23 protein-coding genes are annotated in these 25240 nt (G+C 70.4%); 13 read left to right on the top strand and 10 right to left on the bottom strand.

What is annotated here, in order from left to right:
• Positions 1–70: 70 nt before the first annotated feature.
• The 6 genes from ACQEVG_RS11870 to ACQEVG_RS11845 form a co-directional block, all read right to left on the bottom strand.
• Positions 71–610 (bottom strand): hypothetical protein, encoded by a 540-nt coding sequence (locus tag ACQEVG_RS11870; RefSeq protein WP_432981116.1) that lies wholly within the window; start codon positions 608–610, stop codon positions 71–73.
• 55 nt (positions 611–665) lie between these two features.
• Entirely contained in the window at positions 666–1166 is a 501-nt protein-coding gene (locus ACQEVG_RS11865; protein ID WP_432981113.1) for a hypothetical protein, read from the bottom strand.
• Between the two features lie 126 nt (positions 1167–1292).
• Positions 1293–2009, bottom strand: coding sequence for a helical backbone metal receptor (locus tag ACQEVG_RS11860; protein WP_432981110.1), 717 nt, complete (start codon positions 2007–2009; stop codon positions 1293–1295).
• 8 nt (positions 2010–2017) lie between these two features.
• Positions 2018–2590, bottom strand: a complete 573-nt coding sequence (locus tag ACQEVG_RS11855) for a helix-turn-helix domain-containing protein (protein ID WP_432981107.1) — start codon at positions 2588–2590, stop codon at positions 2018–2020.
• 182 nt (positions 2591–2772) lie between these two features.
• A complete protein-coding gene (locus tag ACQEVG_RS11850) occupies positions 2773–4587 on the bottom strand; it encodes an ABC transporter permease/substrate binding protein (protein WP_432981104.1) in 1815 nt (604 codons plus the stop codon).
• A complete protein-coding gene (locus tag ACQEVG_RS11845; protein ID WP_432981101.1) occupies positions 4580–5716 on the bottom strand; it encodes a quaternary amine ABC transporter ATP-binding protein in 1137 nt (378 codons plus the stop codon). Before ACQEVG_RS11845 ends, ACQEVG_RS11850 begins: the two co-directional genes overlap by 8 nt.
• Before the next feature lie 192 nt (positions 5717–5908).
• Here ACQEVG_RS11845 and ACQEVG_RS11840 point away from each other — a divergent pair, with 192 nt between their 5' ends.
• Complete coding sequence (locus ACQEVG_RS11840) at positions 5909–6814, top strand: 5'-3' exonuclease (protein WP_432985291.1); 906 nt, start codon at positions 5909–5911, stop codon at positions 6812–6814.
• 59 nt (positions 6815–6873) lie between these two features.
• Entirely contained in the window at positions 6874–7716 is an 843-nt protein-coding gene (locus tag ACQEVG_RS11835) for a siderophore-interacting protein (RefSeq protein ID WP_432981098.1), read from the top strand.
• Between the two features lie 45 nt (positions 7717–7761).
• Here ACQEVG_RS11835 and ACQEVG_RS11830 read toward each other — a convergent pair whose 3' ends face one another.
• Positions 7762–8535, bottom strand: coding sequence for a MerR family transcriptional regulator (locus tag ACQEVG_RS11830; protein WP_432981095.1), 774 nt, complete (start codon positions 8533–8535; stop codon positions 7762–7764).
• A 172-nt stretch (positions 8536–8707) separates the two neighbouring features.
• Between ACQEVG_RS11830 and ACQEVG_RS11825 the strand changes: the two genes are divergently transcribed.
• From ACQEVG_RS11825 to ACQEVG_RS11805, 5 genes are all read left to right on the top strand, one after another.
• Positions 8708–9619, top strand: a complete 912-nt coding sequence (locus ACQEVG_RS11825) for a hypothetical protein (protein WP_432985288.1) — start codon at positions 8708–8710, stop codon at positions 9617–9619.
• A complete protein-coding gene (locus ACQEVG_RS11820; RefSeq protein ID WP_432981092.1) occupies positions 9616–10071 on the top strand; it encodes an ABA4-like family protein in 456 nt (151 codons plus the stop codon). The genes ACQEVG_RS11825 and ACQEVG_RS11820 overlap by 4 nt, the downstream gene beginning before the upstream one ends.
• Positions 10072–10206: 135 nt before the next feature.
• Complete coding sequence (locus ACQEVG_RS11815) at positions 10207–10791, top strand: sigma-70 family RNA polymerase sigma factor (RefSeq protein WP_432981089.1); 585 nt, start codon at positions 10207–10209, stop codon at positions 10789–10791.
• Complete coding sequence (locus ACQEVG_RS11810; RefSeq protein WP_432981086.1) at positions 10788–11537, top strand: anti-sigma factor; 750 nt, start codon at positions 10788–10790, stop codon at positions 11535–11537. The genes ACQEVG_RS11815 and ACQEVG_RS11810 overlap by 4 nt, the downstream gene beginning before the upstream one ends.
• Positions 11538–11625: 88 nt before the next feature.
• Complete coding sequence (locus ACQEVG_RS11805; protein WP_432981083.1) at positions 11626–12996, top strand: cryptochrome/photolyase family protein; 1371 nt, start codon at positions 11626–11628, stop codon at positions 12994–12996.
• Positions 12997–13136: 140 nt separating this feature from the next.
• Here the strand turns inward: ACQEVG_RS11805 and ACQEVG_RS11800 are convergent, their stop codons facing one another.
• The gene (locus ACQEVG_RS11800; RefSeq protein WP_432981080.1) at positions 13137–14402 is read right to left on the bottom strand and encodes a class I SAM-dependent methyltransferase; all 1266 of its coding nucleotides are present in this window, start codon (positions 14400–14402) and stop codon (positions 13137–13139) included.
• Complete coding sequence (locus ACQEVG_RS11795) at positions 14399–14530, bottom strand: hypothetical protein (RefSeq protein ID WP_432981077.1); 132 nt, start codon at positions 14528–14530, stop codon at positions 14399–14401. The genes ACQEVG_RS11800 and ACQEVG_RS11795 overlap by 4 nt, the downstream gene beginning before the upstream one ends.
• A 232-nt stretch (positions 14531–14762) precedes the next feature.
• On the opposite strand from ACQEVG_RS11795, the gene ACQEVG_RS11790 reads away from it, so the two are divergent.
• Positions 14763–16358 carry an amino acid permease gene (locus tag ACQEVG_RS11790; protein WP_432981074.1) on the top strand — a complete coding sequence of 532 codons (1596 nt, stop codon included), beginning with the start codon at positions 14763–14765 and terminating at the stop codon, positions 16356–16358.
• An 80-nt stretch (positions 16359–16438) separates the two neighbouring features.
• Here the strand turns inward: ACQEVG_RS11790 and ACQEVG_RS11785 are convergent, their stop codons facing one another.
• A complete protein-coding gene (locus ACQEVG_RS11785; protein ID WP_432981071.1) occupies positions 16439–17074 on the bottom strand; it encodes a TetR/AcrR family transcriptional regulator in 636 nt (211 codons plus the stop codon).
• A gap of 172 nt (positions 17075–17246) precedes the next feature.
• On the opposite strand from ACQEVG_RS11785, the gene ACQEVG_RS11780 reads away from it, so the two are divergent.
• The 5 genes from ACQEVG_RS11780 (at position 17247) to ACQEVG_RS11760 (ending at position 25190) form a co-directional block, all read left to right on the top strand.
• Positions 17247–18071 (top strand): urea amidolyase associated protein UAAP1, encoded by an 825-nt coding sequence (locus tag ACQEVG_RS11780; protein ID WP_432981068.1) that lies wholly within the window; start codon positions 17247–17249, stop codon positions 18069–18071.
• Positions 18068–18664, top strand: coding sequence for an urea amidolyase associated protein UAAP2 (locus ACQEVG_RS11775; RefSeq protein ID WP_432981065.1), 597 nt, complete (start codon positions 18068–18070; stop codon positions 18662–18664). The genes ACQEVG_RS11780 and ACQEVG_RS11775 overlap by 4 nt, the downstream gene beginning before the upstream one ends.
• A gap of 14 nt (positions 18665–18678) precedes the next feature.
• Positions 18679–22167: a 5-oxoprolinase/urea amidolyase family protein gene (locus tag ACQEVG_RS11770; protein WP_432985285.1), complete on the top strand. Its 3489-nt coding sequence runs from the start codon at positions 18679–18681 to the stop codon at positions 22165–22167.
• Between the two features lie 109 nt (positions 22168–22276).
• On the top strand, positions 22277–23926 hold the full coding sequence (locus tag ACQEVG_RS11765) for an allophanate hydrolase (RefSeq protein WP_432981062.1): 1650 nt from the start codon (positions 22277–22279) through the stop codon (positions 23924–23926).
• Between the two features lie 163 nt (positions 23927–24089).
• The gene (locus ACQEVG_RS11760) at positions 24090–25190 is read left to right on the top strand and encodes an LLM class flavin-dependent oxidoreductase (protein ID WP_432981059.1); all 1101 of its coding nucleotides are present in this window, start codon (positions 24090–24092) and stop codon (positions 25188–25190) included.
• Positions 25191–25240: the final 50 nt, after the last annotated feature.

The raw sequence follows: 25240 nt of genomic DNA, 5'->3' as shown, positions 1-25240 counted from the left end.
ACGTTCGATCAGCCCGACACTGAACGCCCGTGGCGGTCCACAAGGAGGCGGCTCATTGTGTTGACCGTCCCTAGGGCATCGGATCAGCTGTAGGCACGGCGTCGAGCAGGTTCGGCACTCCGCAAGCCGCTGCCAGCAAGCCTGCGTAGGCACTCAGGATGCGCTGAGTTTCTTGAAGAACTGTACGCAGCGTCGAGGCATCAGGCCACGATCTTTCATGATCGCGACGTGAGATTGCTTCCGGCCGCCGGTTCTCCCAATCCTCCAGGATTGGGTGCCATCGCGCGAGCAGTGGACGAATTCCAAAATTAAGCATGGAAACCGCGAGGATCCCAAAACTATACTGCCCGCTGCCTTTGGGTTCAGCGATTTCCGGGCCATACTGCCGCAAAATATCGCGAGTAGACCCGAAAAGCGAGTAGAGACTACTCAACGCCTCGCGCAGCAGCCCTTCACTTTCACGGAGTGGGGCAACCGAGATCCTGGTGATCAGTTCCACATATAGTTCCCATGCGGCCTTCCGCTCCGCGCTGTTCGGCTCCCAAGTGCCGCTCACTTCGACGCCCCGCAGGTTGAGCTCGACTTCCAGCAACCTCGGCGGCCGTGCCATTCCAGGACCTTCTTTCCGAACCGCACTCGGAAAACATGGCAGCTCTTCTTCTCGGTTACACGTTGTAATAGTTGTTCATTACTTCACCCGACCAGCGCTGGAGCATGCTTTCGGTTCGCGGGTCCTTACCCAACTCTTCGACGCTCGGCATGGAATGCACGAAGCCATCCACCGTACCGCTGTCGAAAATACCGCCGGAGATCCCCTCTTCTCGGAAAATCAGGAGCGGGATTCTCTGCGCGTACATAATTCCGGCTTCCAGATGATTCCAGGGCGTCGGTAATGAAACACCTTTTACCTGTGATTCTGCTGATGTCCCCCTCTTCTTGAAGAGCTTGTCGGAATACATTTGTTCGAATCCGAGGACCAGGGCGCCGCAACAACGCTTCCCGAGGACCAGTACTTCGTGCAACGTACTCTGCCTGGAGTAGTCCGACCGCCCCAAGGTGTGCGCCGTGAGACTGTTGTTCTCGATCCAGTCGAACAAATAACCGCGGACTATTTCTTGCTCTGGGTTCAAGTCTGTGGGGCAGGAGACGAAGACCGGGATGCGCATGGTGTGCTCTATTCGCTCAACTTAGGCCTCTTTGTGTGCACGCAGAGCGCAGACACCCCCTGCCCACACAAGTCATGCACAGTAACGAGCAGGCGTGCATGTGTGTTCCCGTTGGTACAGCGGTATTCAGCGAAGTGCTCGTCGCAGCGCCGCGCTGAGAACGCCGGGCGCCTCCGCCAGCGACGGCCCGTACCAGGTGAGATGCCGCCCGCTGACCAGCGCGGCGGGCAGCCCCGGAAAGGCCTCCGGCCCGTCGTCCGCGGCGAAGCGGTACGGCTCGTCGGGCAGCACCGCCAACTGGGCGCCGCAGTCGCGCAGTTGGTCCAGCGGGATGCGCGGATAGCGTTCGGCGTGCCCCGCGTACACATTCCGGACGCCCAGTCGGCGAAGCAGATCACCCGCGAAGGTGTCGCGGCCGAGCACCATCCACGGCCGCCGCCAGATCGGCACGACCGCCGGCAACTCCCCCAGCGGCCGAACAGCCGACCACGCCTCCTGTGCCTGGTCCAGCCAGCGCGGCCGGGTCAGCCCGCACCCGGCGACCAGCACCCGCTCCAGTTCACGGAACGCCTGTTCCAGGTCGCGTACCTCGGTCTCGAGCACCTCGATGCCCGCCGCCCGCAGCGCGGCGAGATCGGGCGCCCGGTTCTCCTCCTCGTTCGCGATCACGAGATCGGGGCGCAGCCGGATCACCGCGGCCGTGTCCGGGTTCTTGGTACCGCCGATGCGTGCGGCGTCGAGACCGGCAGGGTGGCTGCACCAGTCGGTCGCCCCCACCAGCAGCCCCGGCGCGCTGACGGCCACGGCCTCGGTCAGCGAGGGCACCAGCGAGACGACGCGCACCAAGGCTCCTACTTCTCGGGCGTCTCGATGTGGTCGGAGACCGTCACGACGAGGATCCGGGTGTCGGGGGAGGTGGCGCGCCACCGGTGCCGTACGCCGCCGGAGAGGAAGAGCGTGTCGCCGCGCGCCAGCCGGTAGGCGCGTCCCTCCGCCTCGACCTCCGCGGTGCCGTCCGCGACGTACATCACCTCGTCGTTGGGGTGCTGGAACTCGCGGCCCGCGTCCTGCTCACCGATGAACTCCAGGGCCTGCAGCTGATGACGTCCGCGCACAAGCCGTCGGGTCCTGGCGGCGGGCGGAAGCGCGGCCTCGTCCCAGCCTCGTACGACATTCACCGTGCGTGTGGCGTCGGATGCGGCGAGCAGCCGGGCGGTCGTGGTCTCCAGGGCGTCCGCCACCCGCTGGAGCGAGCGCATGCTGGGACGGGCCCGCTCGTTCTCGATCTGGCTGAGGAAGGGCACAGAGAGTCCACTGCGCGCCGCGACCGCGGCGAGCGTGAGGTCCAGGGCACGGCGGCGCCTGCGCACGGCCACGCCCACCCGAAGTGGTTCCTTCGGGTCCTTCGCGTCCTTCGCGTCCATCTGCCGGGCTCCCCTTCCCTGGTCATGTCTCACCTTACGCAGCTTCCGGCTCAGGTTTCGCCCGGAGACCCTTCCTCCGGGCCCGGCTGCCGGAGCGCGCGAAGGGGTGGCCCCCGCCATCGGCGGGGGCCACCCCTGGTGCGAGCGGGAGGCCGCTGCTTCTACTTCTGAGGCTGCTGCTCCTACTTCTTGGGCCCCTTGGCGACCGGGGTCCACTTGTCGGCGAGAGAAGGGTTGTCCTTCAGCCAGGCGCGTACGGCGTCCTGTTCCTTGCCCTTGCCGGTCTTCTGGATCCTGGCTTCAAGATCTGTGAGCTGCTTCTCGGTCATCTTGAAGCTCTTGAGCCACTTGGCCACCTGCGGGTTGTCCGCGGCGAAGCCCTTGCGGGCCAGGGTGTGCACGCCGTCGCCCTTGCCCCAGGAGCCCTTGGGATCCTTGAGCTTCTTCAGGTCGTAGGTGCTGTAGGCCCAGTGCGGCGACCAAAGCGTTGTGACGATCGGTTCCTTCTTGTCGTACGCACGCTTCAGCTCCGCGAGCATGCCGGGCGTCGAGCCGTCGACGACCTTGTACTCGCCCCCCAGGCCGTAGTCCCCGAGGACCTTGTCCTTGAGGATGCCCATCATTCCGGCGCTCGGTTCGATGCCGATGATCCGGCCCTTGAACCGGTCCGCCTTCCCCTTGAGGTCCGCCAGGGAGTCGACGCCCTTCATGTACGAGGGGACGGAGAGCTCCAGCGAGGTGGGGCCGTACCAGGGGCCCAGGTCCTCGAGCTTGTTCTGGTACTTCTTCCAGTACTGGGCGTGGGTGACGGGCAGCCACGAGTCGGTCTGGAAGTCGACCTGGCCGCCGGCCAGACCGGTGTAGAGCGCCCCGGCCTCCAGTTGCTTGGTCTCGACCTCGAAGCCGCGCTTCTCCAGCATCTCCTTCCAGAGGAAGGTGGAGGCGATGCCCTCGTCCCAGGGGATGTATCCGATGGAGACCTTCTTGCCCTGGCCGACCTTGGCACCGGCCGCGGCATCGGCGGACGTGGCGCCCCCGAGGAGGCCGACGCCGCCCGCGGCGAGTGCGAGGACGACGACGCCGACGACCGCGACGGCCGGCTGCGGACGGTGGTTCCAGATCTTCAGCCCGCCGGCCAGGGACTTCGCCTTGGCCAGCGCGCGGCGGCCGAGCGGCGAGACCTGACGGCCCAGTGCCCCGGTCATCCGGTCCAGGTACATCGCCAGGATGACGATGGAGATGCCCGCCTCGAAGCCGAGGCCGATGTCGACATTGCCGATGGCACGGTAGACCGCGCCGCCGAGCCCGCCGCCGCCGACCATGCCGGCGATGACGACCATGGACAGGCCGAGCATGATGACCTGGTTGATGCCGGCCATGATCGTGGGCAGGGCGAGCGGGAGCTGGACGCGCAGCAGGGTGTTGCGCGGCGTCGTGCCGAAGGCCTCGGCGGCCTCGACGAGCTCCTTGTCGACCTGGCGGATGCCGAGCTCGGTCATCCGTACTCCCGGCGGCAGGGCGAAGACGATGGTGGCGATGATGCCGGGGACCACACCGACGCCGAAGAAGATGATGCCGGGGATCAGATAGACCATCGCGGGCATGGTCTGCATGAAGTCCAGCACCGGCCGGGTGACCGCGCTGACGGCCTTGGAGCGCGAGGCCCAGACGCCCAGCGGTACGGCGATCACCAGCGTGACGATGGTGGCGACGAGCACCAGCGAGAGGGTCGACATCGCGTCGTCCCACAGCTCGATGGAGTCGATCAGTGCGAAGCCCGCGAAGGCCAGTACGCCGCCGAGCAGACCGCGCAGCCACCAGGCGACCACGGCGAGAATGCCCGCGAAGAGCAGCGGCTCGGGCGCGGACAGCGCCGCGTCGATGCCGTCGTACATGCCGGTGACGATGGCGCTGATGGCGTCGAAGAGCCACGAGAGATGGGACTGGAGCCAGTCGACGCCGCTGCTGACCCAGTTGCCGATATGAAGCCTAGGCACGGGCCACCTCCTTGGTCGCACCCTGAACGGGTCCCGCGTCCTGCGGCGGAATCACTGCCGGGGTCATCGGCTCTCCGAGGACCGCGAGCAGCCGGGCCTGCGGGACGACGCCGATCAGCTCCCCCTCGTCGTCGATGACGGCTACGGCGACGCCGCTGGTGGAGCAGGGCGTGAACAGTTCGATGACCGGGGTGTCCGCGGAAACGGTGGCGGGTGCGGCGGCCAGCACGTCCTTGGCGCCGCGCAGCTCCTTGCCGCTGTCCGTACGGGATCCGTAGGCGCTCTCCGGTTCGGCCATGATCGCGTCGGCGGTGAGCACCCGGGCGCGGTCGACGTCCTGCGTGAAGGAGGCGACGTAGTCGTTGGCCGGGGTGACGAGAATGTCCTCGGCAGTGCCGAGCTGGACGATCCTGCCGTCCCGCATCACCGCGATCCGGTCGCCGAGGCGCATGGCCTCGTTGAGGTCGTGGGTGATGAAGACGATGGTCTTCCTGAGCCGCTTCTGCAGCTGAAGGAGCTGGTCCTGCATATCGCGGCGGATGAGCGGGTCGAGCGCGCTGAAGGACTCGTCCATCAGCAGCAGATCGGCGTCGGTGGCGAGCGCGCGGGCGAGGCCGACGCGCTGCTGCATACCGCCGGAGAGCTCGTCGGGCCAGGAGGTCTCCCAGCCGGCGAGGCCGACGAGCTCCAGCGCCTCGGCGGCACGCCGGTCGCGCTCGGGGCGGGGCACGCCCTGCACCTCGAGCCCGTATCCGGCGTTCTCGAGGACGCTGCGATGCGGGAAGAGCGCGAAGTGCTGGAAGACCATGCTGATCTTGGTGGAGCGTACGGTGCGCAGCTCGCGCGGCGTCAGGGCGGTGAGGTCCTGGCCGTCGAAGAGAACGCGTCCGGCGGTGGGCTCGAGGAGTCCGTTCAGCATGCGCAGAAGCGTGGACTTGCCGGACCCGGACAGACCCATGACGACGAAGATCTGACCTGGTTCGACGGCGAACGATGCGTCGATCACCGCTGCGGTCGTGCCGTCGGCGCGCAGCTCGTCGCGGTCGCTGCCGCCTTCGAGCTTGCGTACCGCTTCCTCGGGTCGTCTGCCGAAGACTTTGTACAAGTGCTCGGCCTGGAGCCTGGACACATACACCTCTCGCGTTGAACGGAAAACGGCCCGCCAAGCCTCGGGCGAGCCGACGGCGCGCCTGCCCGGGTGCATTCGGGGCAAACCCCACAGTGATCCACATCACGGGAGCGGCACGGCGGGTGGCTCCCTGCGGCGTGCGGACGGCTGTCAGTGGGGTGCGGCATCATCGGGGCTGTGACGCGACGCCTGATGCTCCTCGACACCGCTTCCCTGTACTTCCGGGCCTATTTCGGGGTCCCCGACTCGGTCCGGGCTCCCGACGGCACACCGGTGAACGCCGTGCGCGGGCTGCTCGACTTCATCGCCCGGCTGGTCCACGACCACCGCCCCGACGACCTGGTGGCCTGCTGGGACAACGACTGGCGGCCGCACTGGCGGGTGGAGCTGATCCCTTCGTACAAGGCGCATCGCGTCGCCGTCGAGACGGAAAAGGGTCCCGACGAGGAGGAGATCCCGGACACCCTCTCCCCGCAGGTGCCGGTGATCATCGATGTGCTGGACGCCCTCGGCATCGCCCGGATCGGCGCCGACGGCTATGAGGCGGACGACGTCATCGGCACCCTCACCGGCCGCGCCACCGGGCCGGTCGACATCGTCACCGGCGACCGCGACCTCTTTCAGCTGGTGGACGATGCGCGCGGTCGGCGGGTGCTGTATCCGCTCAAGGGCGTCGGGACGCTTCAGGTGACGGACGAGGCCTGGCTGCGCGAGAAGTACGGCGTCAACGGCCCGGGGTATGTCGATCTTGCGCTGCTGCGCGGTGACCCCAGCGACGGGCTGCCCGGTGTCCCGGGGATCGGCGAGAAGACGGCCGCCAAGCTGCTGGACTCGTTCGGCGATCTTAGCGGGATCATGGCGGCCCTCGACAATCCGCTCGCCAAGCTGACGCCGTCGCAGCGCAAGCGCCTCGACGAGGCCAGGGAGTATGTCGCCGTCGCACCCAAGGTCGTACGGGTCGCGTCGGACGTGCCGCTGCCGGACTTCGACCCCGCGCTGCCGTCCGAGCCGCGTGATCCGGCGACGCTGGACGAGCTCGCGGCCCAGTGGGGCCTGGGTGGCGCACTGCAGCGGCTGCTTTCCACGCTTCAGGCCTGAGGTCCCGGGGTGTTAACTTAGGCAAGCCTAAGCAGAGCACGAGTTCAGGGGAGACCACCGTGGCAGAACGACCGGCCCGCAAGGCACCGAAGCCGTACGAGACGCAAGTGGTCCGCACCGAGCAGCTCACCCCGCACATGGTGCGCGTCGTCCTGGGCGGTGAAGGGCTCGCCGGCTTCGCCATGGACGCGTTCACCGACCACTACGTCAAGCTGCTGTTCGCGCCCGAGGGCGTGAGCTATCCGGAGCCGTTCGACATGGACCGGATCCGGGAGGAGTTCCCGCGCGAGCAGTGGCCCGCCAACCGCACCTACACAGTACGGAGCTGGGAGCCGGCCCACCGCGAGCTGACTGTCGACTTCGTCGTGCACGGCGACGAGGGCCTGGCGGGCCCGTGGGCGGCAAGGGCGCAGGTCGGCGACACGATGCGCATTCTGGGCCCGGGCGGAGGCTATGCGCCGGATCCGGCCGCGGACTGGCATCTGCTGGTCGGCGACGAGAGCGCACTGCCCGCGATCGCGGCCTCGCTGGAACAGATGCCGGCGGGCGCGGTCGTGCACACCTTCGTCGAGGTGGAGGGTCCCGATGACGAGCAGAAGGTCGTCACTCCGGACGGGATCGAGATCACCTGGCTGCACCGCGGCGAGGGCCCGGTCGGCGAGGCGCTGGTGGCGGCCGTCCGCGCGCTCGACTTCCCCGAGGGCAGTGTGTGCGCCTTCGTCCACGGCGAGGCGGCGTTCGTGAAGGAGCTGCGCAGCCATCTGCGGCTGGACCGGCAGATTCCGCGCGAGCAGCTGTCGATCTCGGGGTACTGGCGGCTCGGCAAGACGGACGAGGCGTGGCGCGCGGTCAAGCGCGAGTGGAACGAGCAGGTGGAGCGCGAGCAGGAGCAGTCGGCCTGACGCACCCCGCTCGCACCCTGCTTAAGCGCGGACCCCTGGCCGAGCTCAGCCGGGGGTTTCGTCGTTCTCGGACCTGCTGCTGCGGGTCCCGTCGCTCTTGGGTCCGTCCTTCCTGAGCTCGTCGTTCTTGGTCTCGCCGTTCTTGGTCTCGCCGTTCCTGGTCTGACCGCTGCCGGCTTCCTCGCCGTCGCCACTTTCGTACACGCGGGCGGAGCCGTCGGCCTGCGCGAGCCGCCGCAGCGACGCGAACACCGCGTCCCCGAGCACCGTGCCGACCACCACGCTCTCCACCAGGTCGTCAAGACCCGCCCGGCCGGCGACATGGGCCAGGTCGGCCCGCGCGACCTGCTCCGCGGCGTCGGCGTAGGCGTCGAGCACCGAAGAGAAGGCCCCGTGGCCGACCCTCTCCAGCGCCGCGAGCGCCGCGGCGAGCGCCTCGGCGGCCGGGTAGCCGTCGTCGACCAGCCAGCCGCGTCGGGCGATCAGCGCGCGCACTTCCTCGCGTGCCGCGTCCAGTTCGACGTCCGGCTCCTCGCCGGCGTACTTCGGGACGATCAGATCCGTGGCCACTCCGAGCACCTTGTGCACCGACTGGTCCGGGTCGTCGACCGCCGCCAGGACGTCCCTGATCGCCGCCACCTTCAGCCCGCCGACATCCAGCAGCGCGCGGATCAGCCGCAGCCTGCGCTCGTGCGCATCGTCGTAGCTCGCCTGGTTCGGGCTCGTCAGCCGACCGGCCGGGAGCAGCCCTTCGCGTACGTAGTACTTGATCGTCGGCACTGGAACACCGGTCCTGCGGCTCAATTCGCCAATGCGCACTGCCCGTTCACCCTTCCGCCCTTGCCAATGCCCCATCCCATCATAGATAGTTCCACTATCGGATAGCAGATAGTTCCGCAATCTATTCCCCAGGAACCATTCTCCAGGGAGGGGATTCCTCATGTCTTCATGGCGCGCATGGCATCGGCCACTCATGATCTTCACCGCGTCGATGGCGGTCCTCACCGTCGTCTCGGCGGTGGGCATGGTCGTCGACGACCGGGTCCTGGTGGGCTCGCCGATCTGGTTCAAGCCCCTGAAGTTCTCGTTCTCGCTCGGCCTCTACGCGCTGACGCTGGCCTGGATGCTCTCGCTGGCCACCCGAGGCCGCCAGGCAGGCTGGTGGGCGGGCACGATCGTCGCCCTGACCGGCGCGATCGAGATGGTGATCATCACCGGGCAGGTGATCCGCGGCAAGCGCAGCCACTTCAACTTCGAAACCGACTTCGACGGAACGCTGTTCACCATCATGGGGGCAACGATCGTCGTCCTCTGGATCAGCTCACTCGTCATCGCGATCCTGCTGTTCCGCTCCCGGCTGGCCGACCGCGCGTCCGCCTGGGCGATGCGGCTCGGCGCGGCCATCGCCCTCGTGGGAGCCGGGCTCGGCAATCTGATGGCGCAGCCCACGCCCGAGCAGGAGGCGGCCGGCGGCCGAGGCGTCTCCACCATCGTCGGTGCGCACAGTGTCGGCGTGCCGGACGGCGGCCCCTCGATGCCGCTGACCGGCTGGTCGACCACCGGCGGGGATCTGCGCATCCCCCACTTCGTCGGCATGCACGCCCTGCAGGTGCTGCCGCTCTTCCTGCTCGCCCTGATCGTCCTCGCACCACGGTTCGCCCGGCTGCGCAACGAGCGCGTACGGCTGCGGCTGGTGCTCGTCGCCTCGGGTACGTACGCCGCCGTGCTCGCCCTCGTCACCTGGCAGGCGCTGCGCGGCCAGCCGCTGATCCACCCGGACGGCGCGACGCTGACCGCCGCGGCCGCGATCCTCGCCGCCGCCGCCATCGGCTCGTACGCCGCCCTGTGCACAACTCACGTACCCCACAAGGCAGTCGACATCGAGAAGGAGCTCGTGGCATGACCGGCTTTCTCTTCGAACTCTCCTTCTGGCTGGCGAGCCCGGTCTGGCTGCTGATGATCTTCGCGCCCCACTGGCGCCCCACCGCCCGGATCGCTGCCTCGCCGCTGACCGTCATCCCGGTCCTGGTCGTCTACTTCACCATGGCCATCCCGGTCTTCCCCGAGCTCTGGGCGGCAGTGAGCAGCCCGGACATCGACGGATTCAGGGAGCTGACCCTCCTGGCGAACGGCGCCGGAGCGATCTGGGCCCAGGTCATCGCCTGGGACCTGCTCCTCGGCCAGTGGATGTTCCTCGAGGCGAGGCGGCTCGGCATCCGCCCGCTGGTGATGAGCCCGCTGCTGGTGCTGACAATTCTGCTGTCGCCCATCGCCCTCGTCGTCTTTCTGGTGGTGCGCGCGGCGAAGGCCCGGGCCGGAGCCGGAGCAGGGGAACGGGCCGTACAACCGCTGTAACACAGGTGGCGGGCGGCAACGCGTGGGACCGGCGTGAAAGCATCTGCGGACCCGGACCAATCCGACCTCCCCTCGGCTCCGAATGCCTGGTGAAATCTGTCCGGACAACATGCCCGCACAGTGGAGGAAAGCCGCGTGAACCAAGCAGTACCGATAGGCGGCCCCGCCTCGACGGGAACCGACCTGCAGCAGCTGTTGAGTCTGGTGGCCCGAGGCGACCAGGAGGCCTTCTCCCGGGTGTACGACGCGGTCTGCGGTCCGGTACTGGGGCTGGTGCGCGCCGTGTTGCGGGACCCGGCCCAGTCGGAGGAGGTGACCCAGGAGGTGCTGATCGAGGTGTGGCGTACCGCGGCGCGCTTCCAGCCGTCCCGCGGCTCGGCGATGACCTGGATCCTCACCCTCGCCCACCGCCGGGCAGTGGACCGGGTCAGATCGGCCCAGGCATCCACCGACCGCGAGCGGCGGGCGGCACTGCTGGCGCAGACCCCCGCGTACGACGAGGTCACCGAACAGGTCGAGGCCCGCCTGGAACGCGAACAGGTACGGCGCTGCCTGCGCACCCTGACCGAGCTGCAACGGCAGTCGGTGACGCTCGCGTACTACCGCGGGCTGGCCTACCGGGAAGTGGCCGAACTGCTCTCCGTGCCGCTCGGCACGGTCAAAACACGACTGCGCGACGGGCTCATCCGGCTGCGCGACTGCCTGGGGGTGAGCGCATGACCACGGCTGATCTGCACACGCTGACCGGCGCCTATGTGCTGCACGCGCTGGCGCCCGACGAGCGTGCCGAGTTCGAGCGGCATCTGGGGGTGTGCCCGGCCTGCGCCCAGGAGGTGCGTGAACTGGCCGCCACCGTCACCAAGTTGGGCCTCGCGGTGGCCACGACGCCACCGCCCGCGCTCAAACAGCAGGTACTGCGGCGGGTCTCCGCCGAACGCCAGGATCCGCCGCGCATCTCGCGGCGGGCAGTGCCCAACAGAGCCCGGCGCGGCAAGGCGCTGTCCCGGTTCGTGCTCGCGGCCTGTCTCGCCGCTGCCGCCGCGTTCGGCGGGGTGGCCTTCTGGCAGCACCAGGAGGCGACGGACGCACGCCGGCAGGCGCAGCGCGCGCAGCAGCAGGCCGAGGAGCTGGCCGTGGTGCTCGCCGCGCCCGACGCCAGGGTGAGCACGACGAAGCTCCCGGACGGGGCGCGGGGCACGGTCGTCGTCTCGCACAGCAGGAACAAGGCCGCGTTCCTCACGTCCGGGCTGGCAAAGCCGCCGCAGGGCAAGGTCTACCAACTCTGGTTCAACGACGCGGGAGTGATGCGCCCGGCGGGTCTGATGGATCCCGCCGTCACCAACAACGCCGTACTGATGGACGGGCCGCTGAACGCCGCGTCGGGCATGGGCATCACGGTCGAACCGGCGGGCGGCTCGCCGAAGCCGACCACCGAACCGCTGGCCTTGATGAACTTCACGGTCTGATGCACCTCCGATCCGCCACCCCGGTCACGTACGTCCCGTCTGATGCACTACCCGCCTGATCCACTTCCCCGCCTGAGGAAGGACGCCTATGAGCGTTGCGGTGATGCTGTTCACCTCCGACCTGCGGCTTCATGACCAGCCGGCGCTGTGCGCCGCGGTGCGCGAGGCGGACGAGGTGGTGCCGCTGTTCGTGCTCGACCGGGGCGTGCGCCAGGCGGGCTTCGACGCGCCCAACCGGCGCGCCTTTCTCGCCGACTGCCTTGCCGCGCTGGACGCCGGGCTGCACGAGCGCGGCGGCCGGCTGGTGATCCGTGCCGGCGAAGTCGTCGAGCAGGTCTGCCGGGTGGTCGTCGAGAGCGGCGCGCGGGTGGTGCATATCGCGGGCGGGTCCAGCGCCTATGCCCTGCGCAGGGAGGGGCGGCTGCGCGAGGCGCTGAAAGCGATCCGGTGCGACCTGCGCGTCCATGACGCGGTGGTCACGGCGCTGCCGCCGGGGCGGGTGACACCGGTGGACCGCGACCACTTCGCGGTGTTCACCCCGTACTTCCGCAAGTGGGCGGCTGCCGGGCTGCGTGACGCGCTTGCCGCGCCGCGGGCCGTGCCGGTACCCGAGCTGGCCGGCCTGCCGTTGCCGCGGCGCACCACGGTCGCCGGGACATCGCCCGGGCTGCCCAGGGGCGGTGAGCCGGAGGCCCGGCAGCGGCTGCGCAGCTGGCTCGACGCCGAGAGCGGCGGCATCGGGTCGTACCACCAGCGGCGTGACGATCTGGTCGGCCCCGCCACGTCCCGGCTCTCCGCCCACTTCCACTTCGGCACGCTGTCCGCCACGGAGGTCGTGCAGCGGGCGCGCGGCAAGGGCGGACCGGGCGCGGAGGCTTTCGTACGCCAGCTGGCCTGGCGGGACTTCCACCACCAGGTACTGGCTGCCCGGCCGGGCGTGGCCCACGCCGACTACCGTGCGCACGGCGACCACTGGCTCCGGGACGAGAAGGAGATCACCGCGTGGCGGGAGGGCCGGACCGGCTCCCCGATCGTGGACGCGGCGATGCGCCAGCTGCGGCATGAGGGGTGGCTGCCCAACCGCACGCGGATGCTGGTGGCGAGCTACCTCACCAAGACGCTGTACGTGGACTGGCGCGTCGGCGCCCGCCACTTCCTGGATCTGCTGGTGGACGGGGACATCGCCAACAACCAGCTCAACTGGCAGTGGGCGGCGGGCACGGGAACGGACTCGCGCCCCAACCGCATCCTGGACCCGCTCGCGCAGGCGAAGCGTTTCGACCCGCACGGCGACTATGTGCGCCTGTGGGTCCCGGAGCTCGAGGGGCTGACGGGCCCCGCCGTCCACCAGCCCTGGAAGCTGGACGGCCTGGAACGGGCCCGCCTGGACTACCCGGACCCCCTGGTGGACCAGGACGAACGCAGGGCGCGGCTCGAACGGGGCCGGAGCCCGCACTGATCGCGCCGGGCCGCGCGTCGAGGCCGCGGCCCGGAGCGGTCACATCCGGGGGCTGTGGACCACGTCCACGCCTGAGGCCGTGTAGCGGCCGCGAGACCAGGACGGTCAAACGTCCCGAGGTGCCGGGCGCTTCCGGCTGCTCACTCGGCCGTCTCCTCCCTGGCCAGCAGCAGTTGCTGCACATCCAGATACCCGGACCTGAATCCCGCTTCGGAGTAGGCGAGATAGAACGTCCACATCCGGCGGAAGGTCTCGTCGTAGCCGAGGGCGTCCACCTCGGCGGCGTGTTCGGTGAAGCGTTCGCGCCACAGCCGCAGCGTCTCGGCGTAGTGCTGACCGAAGCCGTCCCGCTCGGCCACTCGCAGCGCGGTGCAGCGCGCGACGAGCTGCTCGATCACCTCGGTCGATGGCAGCAGCCCGCCGGGGGCGATGTACTTCTGGATCCAGGTGTACGTACCGCGGGAGGCCAGCAGCCGTTCGTGCGGCATGGTGATCGCCTGCAGGGCGACCCGTCCGCCGGGCGCCAGCAGCCGGTCCAGTGTCATGAAGTACTCGGGCCAGAACTCCTCGCCGACGCCCTCGATCGTCTCCACGCTGACGATCGCGTCGAAGCGGCCGAGCACCTTGCGGTGGTCGCGCAGCAGGACGGTGACACGGTCCTGAAGACCCGCGTCCCGGATCCGCCGCCACGCCAGCTCCTGCTGCTCCCGCGAGAGCGTGACGGTCAGCACACGCGCGCCGCGCCGGGCCGCCTGAATCGCCAACTCGCCCCAGCCGGTGCCGATTTCGAGCAGTTGGGTGCCGGATCCGACCTGGGCAAGATCGAGCAGCCGGTCGATCTTGCGGTGCTGTGCGGCGGCCAGCAGATGGTGCTGTGCCGGGAAGCCGCGGAAGAGGGCGGACGAGTACGACAGGGTCTCGTCCAGGAAGAGCGCGAACAGCCGGCCGGAGAGGTCGTAGGGGTGGCTCGCCTTGGCGCGGGAGCCCTCGGCGGTATCGCGCTGCGCGGCCGGTTGCCTGGGCACCCAGGCTCCGCGCAGCCGCCGAAGAGGCTCGGGCACGAGGGTGGCGGCGTGTTCGGCGAGCACGGTCAGCACGCCGACGAGATCGCGGGCCTCCCACTCGCCTGCCATGTACGACTCGCCGAAGCCGATGAGGCCGCATACGCCGACGCGGCGGAAGAGCGCGTCCGGGTCGTGCAGTTCCATCAAGGGGCCGCCGTGACCGACCGGATGGCCGCCGCCGAGCCGCACGCGCAGCGGCAGCCGGCCGAGCGCGTGCCGCACAAGCCGTTCGGCGACAGCCGTCCGCAGCCGGGAGAACTTGGGCAGGGCGGCCACATCGGGCCAGCGCCGCGCGTCGACGGACGCGGTGCGCGGGGACACCGGGGACAGGGACACGGTCACTTCACACCCTCCTTGGGCAGCTCACGGGGACGGGGCAGGCCGGGCAGTCCGCGCAGGAACAGGCGGACGCCATGGAGCCGGATGGCGGCGGACACGGCGAGAGTGGCCCAGGGGTTGCGCAGGGCCATGCCCAGCAGGTCATTCCCGCTCCCTCCGGGGCCGGTTCGGGCACCGCCCCTCGGTGGGCATTCGGCACCGCGGGGGCGCTGGATTGGTCGGGGTGCAGATCTTTCGCCGGGCGGTGGCCGGGGTGAGGAAGCGTGAGGACTTGGGCCCCGTACGGACATGGCGGTGTGACGCCGGTGAAACAGCCTCTCCCTAATTTCTGTCATCCGACAGGAATCAGCGACAGGGGCTGCCATGACCGCCACCGCACCCTCGGACGTACGGCCCGATCCTCACGAGAGCGGGCAGGATGACTCGGCCGAGCTCGCCGGCTTCGGCTACCGGCAGGAACTGCACCGCAGCATGGGGCGGTACGCCTCCTTCGCCGCAGGCTTCTCCTTCATCTCCGTCCTCACCACCGTCTTCCAGTTCTTCGCCTTCGGCTTCTCGTTCGGCGGCGCTGCCTTCTTCTGGACCTGGCCCGCGGTGCTGGCCGGACAGCTCCTGGTCGCCGCGTGCTTCGCCGAACTCGCGGCGCGCTACCCGCTGTCGGGCGCCATCTACCAGTGGTCGACGCGGCTGAGCACGCCCGGCTTCGGCTGGTTCGCCGGCTGGATCATGGTGATCGGCCAGGTCGTCGTGGTCGCGGCGGCGGCGCTCGCGCTGCAGGTCGTCCTGCCTGCGATCTGGTCCGGCTTCCAGCTGGTCGGCGACGACCCCGCGCCGACCACACCGACCGGCGCGGCCAATGCGGCCGTGCTCGCGGTGGTGCTGCTCGCTCTCACCACCGGCGTCAACCTCCTCGACAACCGCGTGATGTCGGCCGTGAACCGCATCGGCGTCACCGCGGAAATTATCGGGGCGGCACTGATCGTGGTGCTGCTCTTCACCCACTCCGAGCGCGGGGCGGGCGTGACCTTGCACACGGGCGGCCAGGGCGGAGCCATCGGCGCGCTGCTCGTCGGCTCCTTCACGGCGGCGTACGTCCTCATCGGCTTCGACAGCGCGGGCGAACTCAGCGAGGAGACCCACGCCCCGCGCCGCACCGCGCCCCGCACGATCCTGCTCGCCCTCGCCTCGGCCGGCGCGCTCGGCGGCCTGCTCCTGCTCGGCGGCATTCTCGCGGCACCCAGCCTGACCGACGGGCGGCTGGCGACGGAGGGCCTGTCGTACGTCCTGACGAGCAGCCTCGGCGACGGCGTGGGCAAGGCGCTGCTCGCGGACGTGGTCGTGGCGATCGCCGTGGCCACGCTGGCCATCCAGACGGCCGGATCGCGGATGCTCTTCTCCATGGCCCGGGACGGCGTGCTGCCCTTCTCGCCCCGCCTGGCAAAGGTCTCCCCCCGCACGGGCATGCCCGCCGCCCCGGCCCTCGCGGTGGGCATCGCGGCGGCGGCACTCGGCCTGCTCAACCTCGCCTCACCGGAGGCGTTCCTCGCTATCGGCACGACGTGTATCGCGATGCTCTATCTCGCGTACGCGATGGTGACGGGCCCGATGCTGGTCCGAAGGCTGCGCGGCGACTGGGACGGCAGCACCGCCGGGACGGACGAGACGGGCCGCCCGCTGTTCTCACTGGGCCGTTGGGGCCTGCCGATCAACATCGTGGCGCTGGCGTACGGCCTGTTCATGACGGTGAACCTGGCGTGGCCACGGGCGTCGGTGTACGACCCCTCGGGCGGGCACTGGTACTTCCAGTGGTTCACGGTGCTGTTCTTGCTGGCCACGGTGGGGACCGGAGCCGTCTGGCGGTGGCGGAACGCCTCAGCTCCGACTGGGGGGCGACGCCCTCAACGGACTCAGCTGCGGTCGACGTCGGGTGCGAGCCACACCGACAGCAGGGCGGAGTAGCGACACCCTCGCGACGGGGTGACGGGTGGTGCCGAAGACTGCGTCCCCACCCGCTGGGCCAGTCGCGTCAGCCTCCAGGTTCACGCAGGCACGCAGCCCACTATCCTCAGCGCCGCGTCCGCCGTTGCCGACGCGAACGTCGTCACCGGGCGGTCCGGGTCGCCCCTGTGGACCAGGATCACTCCCTCGATCAGGCCGAACACCAGGTCCGTACGCAGCACCCGTTCGTCCTTCTCCAGCTCCGCCCCCGCCTCCGTCGCCGACAGCAGTTCCCCGTACGCCGACTTCAGATCCGAGCGCACCCGGTGGAAGCCCTCGAAGCGTTCGCCCCGCACCTCCGGGAGCAGGTACAGCGCGCCCAGGTTGTGCGAACCCCCGCAGAGCAGTTCCACGTCCGAGCGGCACAGCTCCCACAGGCGCGCCTCCGCCGGGCGCGACTCGTCGGCGAGCAGGCGGTGTGCCAGGGTCAGGGAGGGCGTGACCGTCGATTCCAGGAGCTCCGCGAGCAGGTCCTCCTTGCCGCTGAAGTAGTGGTACATCGTCGCCTGCCGCATGCCCGCACTCTCGGCGACCGCCCGGGTCGTGGTCGCCGCGTACCCGAGCGTGGTGAACAACTCCGCTGCGGCCAGCAGGAGTTCGTCCCGGGTGGCCATCCCGCTGTCCGGCCGCTTCTTCGCGCGCGGCCGTCCGACCCGTCGTCCTGTGGTGGTGCTCATGCTGCCGATCGTCGCACACGAGGGACCGGCCTCTTTCGGCAAGATCACGGTGAGCGTTCCGTAACGGTCCGGCAATGGCCGGGCAATGGGCACGACCCCCCCTCCCCCTAATTTCTGTCGGGCGACAGAAATAGCCACGCGACATCCGCCGAGCCGGAGGAGGCACACCGCCATGGCGACCGCCACGACATACGGAGCCCGCGATCACGCCCGCGCCCAGGACGGCGTCCGCGCCGAAGCCATGCCCGTCGTGCCGGCCACCGAGTGGCCCGCGCCGCCCTGCGAGGCGGCGCATCTGGTCTGGGCGGAGACCGTCGCCGGCGGCAACTACACGCACCGCGTCATCGCCCGCGGCACCGAGCTGCGGCTCACGGACCTGCGCGGCGACGCCTGCGCGCACCTGCTGCTGTACGTCGACGGCCGCCCCTGGGAGCGGCTCAACGCCGCCGACACCGTCAAGGTCCAGTGGAACGCCTACCTCCGCGCCGGCCGGCTCCTCCTCTCCGACCAGGGCCGGGTTCTCGCCACCCTGATCGAGGACACGGGCGGCCGCCACGACGCTCTGTGCGGCACCTCCACGCTCGCACGCAACACCCACCGGTACGGAGACGGGACCGCGCAGTCCGCCTCCCCCGCCGGCCGCGAGCTCCTCACCCTCGCCGCGCTCAAGAACGGCCTGGAGCCACGCGATCTGCCGCCCTCCGTCTCCTTCTTCCAGGGCGTGGAGGTACGGGACGACGGCGCCCTCGACTTCACCGGCTCCGCCGGGCCCGCCGCATCGGTCACCCTCCGGGCCGAACAGGACCTGACCGTGCTGATCGCGAACGTCCCGCATCCCCTGGACCCGCGCCCCGCCTACACGAGCACCCCGCTGGAGGTGCTGGCCCGGCGCGCCGCCCCCACCGCGCCCGGCGACCCGCTGTGGGACGCCACCCCCGAAAGCCGCCGCGCCTACGCCAACACCGCCGACTTCCTCGCCGCAAGGGGCCAGTCATGACAGTCGTACCCGCCCGCGCCGCCTGGTCCGCCGTCGTCCGCGCCGGTGAACACCTCACCATCACCGACCTGCACGGCAACCAGGCCGTCGACTTCCTCGTCTACGACGCCCACGACACCGCCGTCCGCTACAGCGCCGCCGACACCGTCCACGCCCAGGGGAACATCTTCCTCACCACCGGCAGCGTGCTGATGTCGAACGAGCACACCCCGCTGATGACCGTCACCGAAGACACCTGCGGCCGCCACGACACCCTCGGTGGCGCCTGCTCCAAGGAGTCCAACACCCTGCGCTACGGCCACCACACCTGGTCGCAGCACGCCTGCGTCGACAACTTCCTCGCGGAGGGCGCGCTGTACGGCCTCGGCAAGCGCGACCTGGTCTCCAACATCAACTGGTACATGAACGTACCCGTCGAGAAGGACGGCACCCTCGGCATCGTCGACGGCATCTCCGCCCCCGGTCTGCGCGTCACCCTGCGCGCCGAGCGGGACGTCCTGGTCCTCGTCTCCAACTGCCCGCAGATCAACAACCCCTGCAACGGCTTCGAGCCGACGGCGGTCGAGATGACGATCAGCGAGGCCGCCGTATGAGCCCCACAAACCCCTTGACCTTCGACACCCTGCTCGTCGCCAACCGGGGCGAGATCGCCGTACGCATCATCCGCACCGCCCGCCGCCTCGGGCTGCGTACGGTCGCCGTCTTCTCCGATCCAGACCGCTGTGCGCCCCATGTCCGGCTCGCCGACGAGGCGGTACGGCTCGGGCCCGCGCCCGCCAAGGAGTCGTATCTCGACGCCGATCTCGTGCTCAAGGCCGCGAAGGACGCAGGCGCGGGCGCCATCCACCCCGGCTACGGCTTCCTCTCCGAGGACGCCGACTTCGCGCGCCGCTGCGAAGACGCGGGCATCGTCTTCGTCGGACCTACCGCCGCGCAGCTGGAGCTGTTCGGCGCCAAACACACCGCGCGGGCCGCCGCCGAGGCTGCCGGCGTCCCGCTGGCCCCCGGTACCGGGCTGCTGCCGGGCCTCGACGAGGCGCTGTCCGAAGCACGGCGCATCGGCTACCCGGTCATGCTCAAGGCCACGGGCGGCGGCGGAGGCATCGGCATGCGGGCCGTGTACGACGCCGGGGGGCTGGCCGACGCGTGGGAGGGGGTGCAGCGTGTCGCCGCCGCCTCCTTCTCCTCGGCCGGGGTGTTCCTGGAACGTCTCGTCGAGCGCGCCCGCCATGTCGAGGTGCAGGTCTTCGGCGACGGACAGGGCCGCGTGGTCACCTTCGGCGACCGCGACTGCTCGCTCCAGCGCCGCAACCAGAAGGTGCTCGAGGAGGCTCCCGCACCCGGCCTGCCCGATTCCGTACGGGAACAACTCGCGTCCTGTGCACAGGCCTTGTGCGCCTCGGTCGGCTACCGCTCCGCCGGCACGGTCGAGTTCGTGTACGACGCGGCCCGCGAAGAGGCGTACTTCCTGGAGGTCAACACCCGCCTCCAGGTGGAGCACCCGGTGACCGAGGAGATCTACGGCGTCGATCTCGTCGAGTGGATGCTGCGTCTCGCCCAGGGCGAGACGGCTGTCGTACGGGACCCCGGCGCACCGCGCGGCCATGCCGTGGAGGCGCGGGTCTACGCCGAGGACCCGAGCCGCGACCACCGCCCGAGCGCCGGGCTGCTGACCCGGGTGGCGTTCCCCCCGGACGTACGCGTCGACTCCTGGATCGAGACGGGCACGGAGGTGACGACGGCGTACGACCCGATGCTGGCCAAGCTCGTGGCGTACGGCACCGATCGCGCCGTCGCCCTCGCCCGGCTGGACTCCGCGCTGGCCGCGACACGCGTCGACGGCATCGAGACGAATCTGGGCCTGGTGCGGGCGGCGCTCGCGGACCCGTCCGTAGCGGCCGCCGGGCACAGCACCGCGACGCTGGCGACGATCGCCGACCCCACGCCGCGTATCGAGGTCATGGCATCGGGCACGCTCACCACCGTCCAGGACTGGCCGGGCCGCACCGGCTACTGGCAGGTCGGCGTCCCGCCGTCGGGGCCGATGGACGACCTCTCCTTCCGGCTCGGCAACCGAGCGCTCGGCAACGACGAGGGCGCGCCGGGTCTGGAGTGCACGCTCCAGGGGCCCGCGCTGCGCTTCACCCATGCGACGACGGTCTGTGTGACGGGCGCGCCCGCGCCGGTCACGGTGGATGGCGAACCGGCGCCGCAGTGGGAGCCGTTCACCGTTGCGGCGGGCTCATCGCTGGCCGTCGGCGGGCCCGCGGACCGGGGCCTGCGCACTTACATTCTGTTCGCGGGCGGTCTGGATGTGCCCGGCTTCCTGGGCAGCGCGGCCACATTCACGCTGGGCCGCTTCGGCGGGCACGGGGGCCGTGAGCTGCGCACCGGAGATGTGCTGCACGGCTGCTCCGCCACGGCACCGGGTGCGCCCGTCCCGCACCCGGACCGGCCCTCATTCGGCGAGGTGTGGCACATCGCGGTGGCCGAAGGCCCGCACGCCGCACCGGAGTTCTTCACCGAACAGGACATCCACGACTTCTACGCCGCGAAGTGGAAGGTCCACTTCAACTCGGCGCGCACCGGCGTCCGGCTGATCGGCCCGAAGCCGCGCTGGGCACGCGTGGACGGCGGCGAGGCGGGCCTGCACCCCTCCAACATCCACGACACTCCGTACTCCGTCGGCGCGGTCGACTACACCGGCGACATGCCGGTGCTGCTGGGCCCGGACGGCCCGTCGCTCGGCGGCTTCGTCTGCCCGGCGACGATCCTGAAGGCCGAACGCTGGAAGCTGGGCCAGCTGCGTCCCGGCGACACGGTCAGGTTCGTGCCGGTGACGGTCGAGGGCGAGCCGCGCCCGGCCGTCGTCGACGGCGGGATTCTGGCGCGGGGCGAGTCGGTCACGTACCGCCGCAGCGGAGATGACAACGTACTCGTCGAGTACGGGGAAATGCAGCTGGACCTGGCACTGCGGATGCGGGTCCACGCACTGGCCGAGGCGGTCGCCGCGGAGGGCCTGCCGGGGGTGGTGGACCTGACACCCGGCATCCGCTCGCTCCAGATCCACACCGACCCCGGTGTCCTCCCGCAGCGCACGCTCCTGTCCGTGCTGACCCGTCTGGAGTCCGGACTCCCGCCCACCGACGCGCTCGTCGTCCCGTCCCGTACCGTTCATCTGCCCCTGTCCTGGGACGATCCGGCGACCCGGGAGGCGATCGCGCGCTATATGGCGGGGGTACGGGACGATGCGCCGTGGTGCCCGTGGAACATCGAGTTCATCCGCCGGGTGAACGGTCTCGACTCGGTCGACGACGTGTACCGCACGGTATTCGACGCCGAATATCTCGTACTGGGCCTGGGCGACGTCTACTTGGGCGCGCCGGTCGCCACGCCGCTGGACCCGCGCCACCGTCTGGTCACGACCAAGTACAACCCGGCCAGGACCTGGACCGCGGAGAACTCGGTCGGCATCGGGGGCGCGTATCTGTGCGTGTACGGCATGGAGGGCCCGGGCGGCTACCAGTTCGTGGGCCGTACGACGCAGGTGTGGTCACGCTGGCAGGAACGGCCGTGGCTGCTGCGCTTCTTCGACCGGATCACCTGGTATCCCGTCGACGCGGACGAACTTCTCGAACTGCGCGCGGACATGGCGGCGGGCCGCTTCACGCCGCGTATCGAGGAGGGGACCTTCTCGCTGGCGGACTACCAGCGCTTCCTCACCGACAACGAGCCGTCGATCGCCGAATTCCGCGCCCGTCAGTCCCTGGCCTTCGCCGAGGAACGCGCGGCGTGGGAGGCGGCGGGCGAGTTCGCCCGAGCGGAGTCGCCTGCCGCGCCCGCGGTCCCTGAACTGGACGTTCCGCCGGGCGGACAGGTCGTCGAGGCCGAATTCGCGGCCTCGGTCTGGCAGTTGAACGCGGAGCCGGGGGCTGTTGTCGCGCCAGGCCAGCCGCTGCTGACGCTGGAAGCGATGAAGATGGAATCGCGCGTGCGTGCGCCGTACGCGGCGCGGGTGGCGCGATTCCTGGTCACGCCCGGCACACAGGTGGAGGCGGGGACCCCGCTGGCCATCCTGACCCCGACGGACCTCTGACCTCTGTCCTTGAATCGGGGCTCCGCCCCGGTTCAGGGAAGGGGCGGGTGGGGGACAAATCCCCAGCCCGCACCCCACCCGCCCGCACCCCCAAGGAGCGCCGCCCCCAATGCCCACCCCCGCCCTCACCCGCGTCCGCGCCGCCTACGACCTCATCGACCGTGCCCACCGCCCCGACATCTGGATCACCCTCCGTCCCCGCGCCGACGCCGAGGCCGAGGCTCACGAGGTCGACAAACGCCTCGCCGCCGGTGCGCGCCTTCCCCTCGCGGGGCTCACCCTCGCCGTCAAGGGCAATATCGATGTCCACGGCATCCCCACCACCGCCGGCTGCCCCTCCTACGCGTACGACCCGACCGCCGACGCCCCTGCCGTCGCCCGGCTCAGAGCCGCCGGCGCCGTCGTGCTCGGGAGCACCAACATGGACCAGTTCGCCACCGGCCTCGTCGGCACCCGGTCTCCGTACGGCGCGGTGCACAGCGCCGACGACCCCGCGCGCGTGGCCGGCGGATCGAGCTCCGGGTCCGCCGTCGCCGTCGCGCTCCGCATCGCCGACCTCGCCCTCGGCACGGACACCGCCGGCTCCGGCCGTGTCCCCGCCGCCTTCAACCGCATCGTCGGGCTGAAGCCCACCCGCGGACTCGTCCCCACCGACGGCGTGGTCCCGGCCTGCGCGAGCCTCGACTGCGTCAGCGTCTTCGCCCGTACGGTCCAGGACGCCGAGCTCGCTCTCGCCCTCATCGCCACCCGCCCCGGCCACGCCACCGCGCCCCGCACCCCCGGCCCCTGGCGGATCGCCGTGCCGCCGACCGAGCAGCTCGGGGAGATGGATGACGGCTGGGCCGAGGCGTACGAAGCGGCGGCGGCACGCCTCGAGGCCGCCGGGGCGCAGCTCGGAGCCATCGATCCCACGCCCTTCACCGACGCCGCCGCGATGCTGTACGACGGTGCGTTCGTCGCCGAGCGCTACACCGCCGTCGGCTCGTTCATCGACAAGGCGACAAAGGACCTGGACCCCACCGTCACCGCCATCGTCCGCCGCGCCCGCGACATCCCCGCCCACGAGCTCTTCGCCGACCAGGCCCGGCTTGCCGCCCTGCGTGCCCGCGCCCTGGCCGCCCTTGCGGACACCGACGCCGACGCGCTGCTGCTGCCCACCGCCCCCGGCCACCCCACCCTCGCCGAGGTCGCCGCCGACCCGTTCGGGGCCAACGCCCGGCTCGGCCGATTCACCAACTCGACCAATCTGTTCGACCTCGCCGCGGTCGCGGTCCCCGGCGACGACGTGGCCGGCCGCCCCTTCGGCGTGATGCTGGTCGGCCCGGCCGGCACGGACGACCGGCTCGCCCGTATCGCGGCCCACCTCACCGCGCCGGCCCCGTCCGTCCGCATCGCCGTCGTCGGCGCCCACCTCTCCGGCCAGCCCCTCAACCACCAACTCCTAGCCCTCGGCGCCACGTTGGCCGGCACAACCACCACCGCCCCGAACTACCGCCTCTTCGCCCTGCGTACCGACCCGCCCAAGCCGGGCCTCGTCCGTGTCAGCAGCGGCGGCCGGCCGGTCGAGGCCGAGATCTGGGAGCTCCCCCCGGAGGGTCTCGGCGCACTCACCGCCGCCCTGCCCCGCCCCATGGCGATCGGCCGCGTGGAACTCGCCGACGGGAGCACCGCACCCGGCTTCCTCTGCGAACCCGCCGCCCTCGACGACGCCGAGGACATCACGGCGTACGGCGGCTGGCGGGCGTACAGAAACAGTTGACTGGGCCCCAACACACCTGTTCCACTAAGCGGATGCGTCCTCCGCTGCGGTTGGTCACCCGCGACCACATCGACTTCGGTCGTGTGTGGTCCGCCTCGTGTTGCCTCTGACGGCTCCCCACCGGCAGACCACCACACCGCATCGCGAGATATGAGGCCGCACCATGCCCGTCGAGTTCCTCGGCATCGCAGCAACCAATGAAGGCTCCGAAGTCACGCCCCGGTCCGGGCCGTCCTTCGACAAGCAGTACACGCTCAGGCTCGCCCGCGCCCACGAGGACCACGGCTGGGACCGCGTCCTCTTCGCCTACGGCTCCGGCTCGCCCGACCCCTCCCCCGCCGCCGCGTACATCGCCGCCCGTACCGAGACGCTGCAGATCCTCGTCGCCCACCGCCCGAACGTCTCGTACCCCACCTTCGCCGCGAAGACCTTCGCCACCCTCGACCGCATCAGCGACGGCCGCCTCGCCGTCCACTTCATCACCGGCGGCAACGACCACGAGCAGCAGCGCGAGGGCGACTTCCTCACCAAGGACGAGCGCTACGCCCGTACCCGCGAGGCAATCCAGATCATCAAGAAGGCCTGGACCTCGCGCGAGCCCTTCGACCACGAGGGCTCGCACTACCGCTTCAACGACTTCGTCAGCGACACCTTCCCCGTACAACAGCCGCACCCCCGCGTCTCGTTCGGCGGTTCCTCTCCCGCGGCGTACGCGGCGGGCGGCGCCGAGGCCGACATCTACTGCCTCTGGGGCGAGCCGCTCCCCGAGACCGCGCAGCAGATCGAGTCGGTGAAGGCGGCCGCGAAGGCGGCGGGCCGTTCCGATGTGCCCAAGATCCAGGTCGCGTTCCGGCCGATCATCGCGCCCACCGAGGAACTCGCCTGGGAGAAGGCACACCGCACCCTGGACCGGATCAAGGCACGCAAGGCGGGTTCCCCGCTCAGCCGTCGCCATCCGCTCACCAATCCGCAGAACGCCGGCTCGCAGCGGCTCCTCGCCGTCGCCGACCGGGGTGAACGCCACGACCGGGCGCTGTGGACGCCGACCGCCGCCGAGACGGGCGGCGCGGGCAACTCCACCGCGCTCGTCGGCACGCCGGAGACCGTCGCCCAGGCGCTGCTGGACTATTACGACCTCGGTGTGGAGATCCTCTCCGCCCGCGGCTACGACCTGCTCGACGACGCGATCGACTTCGGCCGCCACGTGATCCCGATCGTCCGCGAAGAGGTCGCCAAGCGGGACACGGCGAAGGCCGCCGCCTGACGCCGGCCGACGCCCGGCAGCCTGCGTGGACAGTCCCCCGCACCCGGCGG

This window comes from Streptomyces sp. CA-135486 (genome assembly GCF_050936555.1).
GTDB lineage: Bacteria > Actinomycetota > Actinomycetes > Streptomycetales > Streptomycetaceae > Streptomyces.
This window is presented reverse-complemented; position numbering and strand designations above follow the sequence as displayed.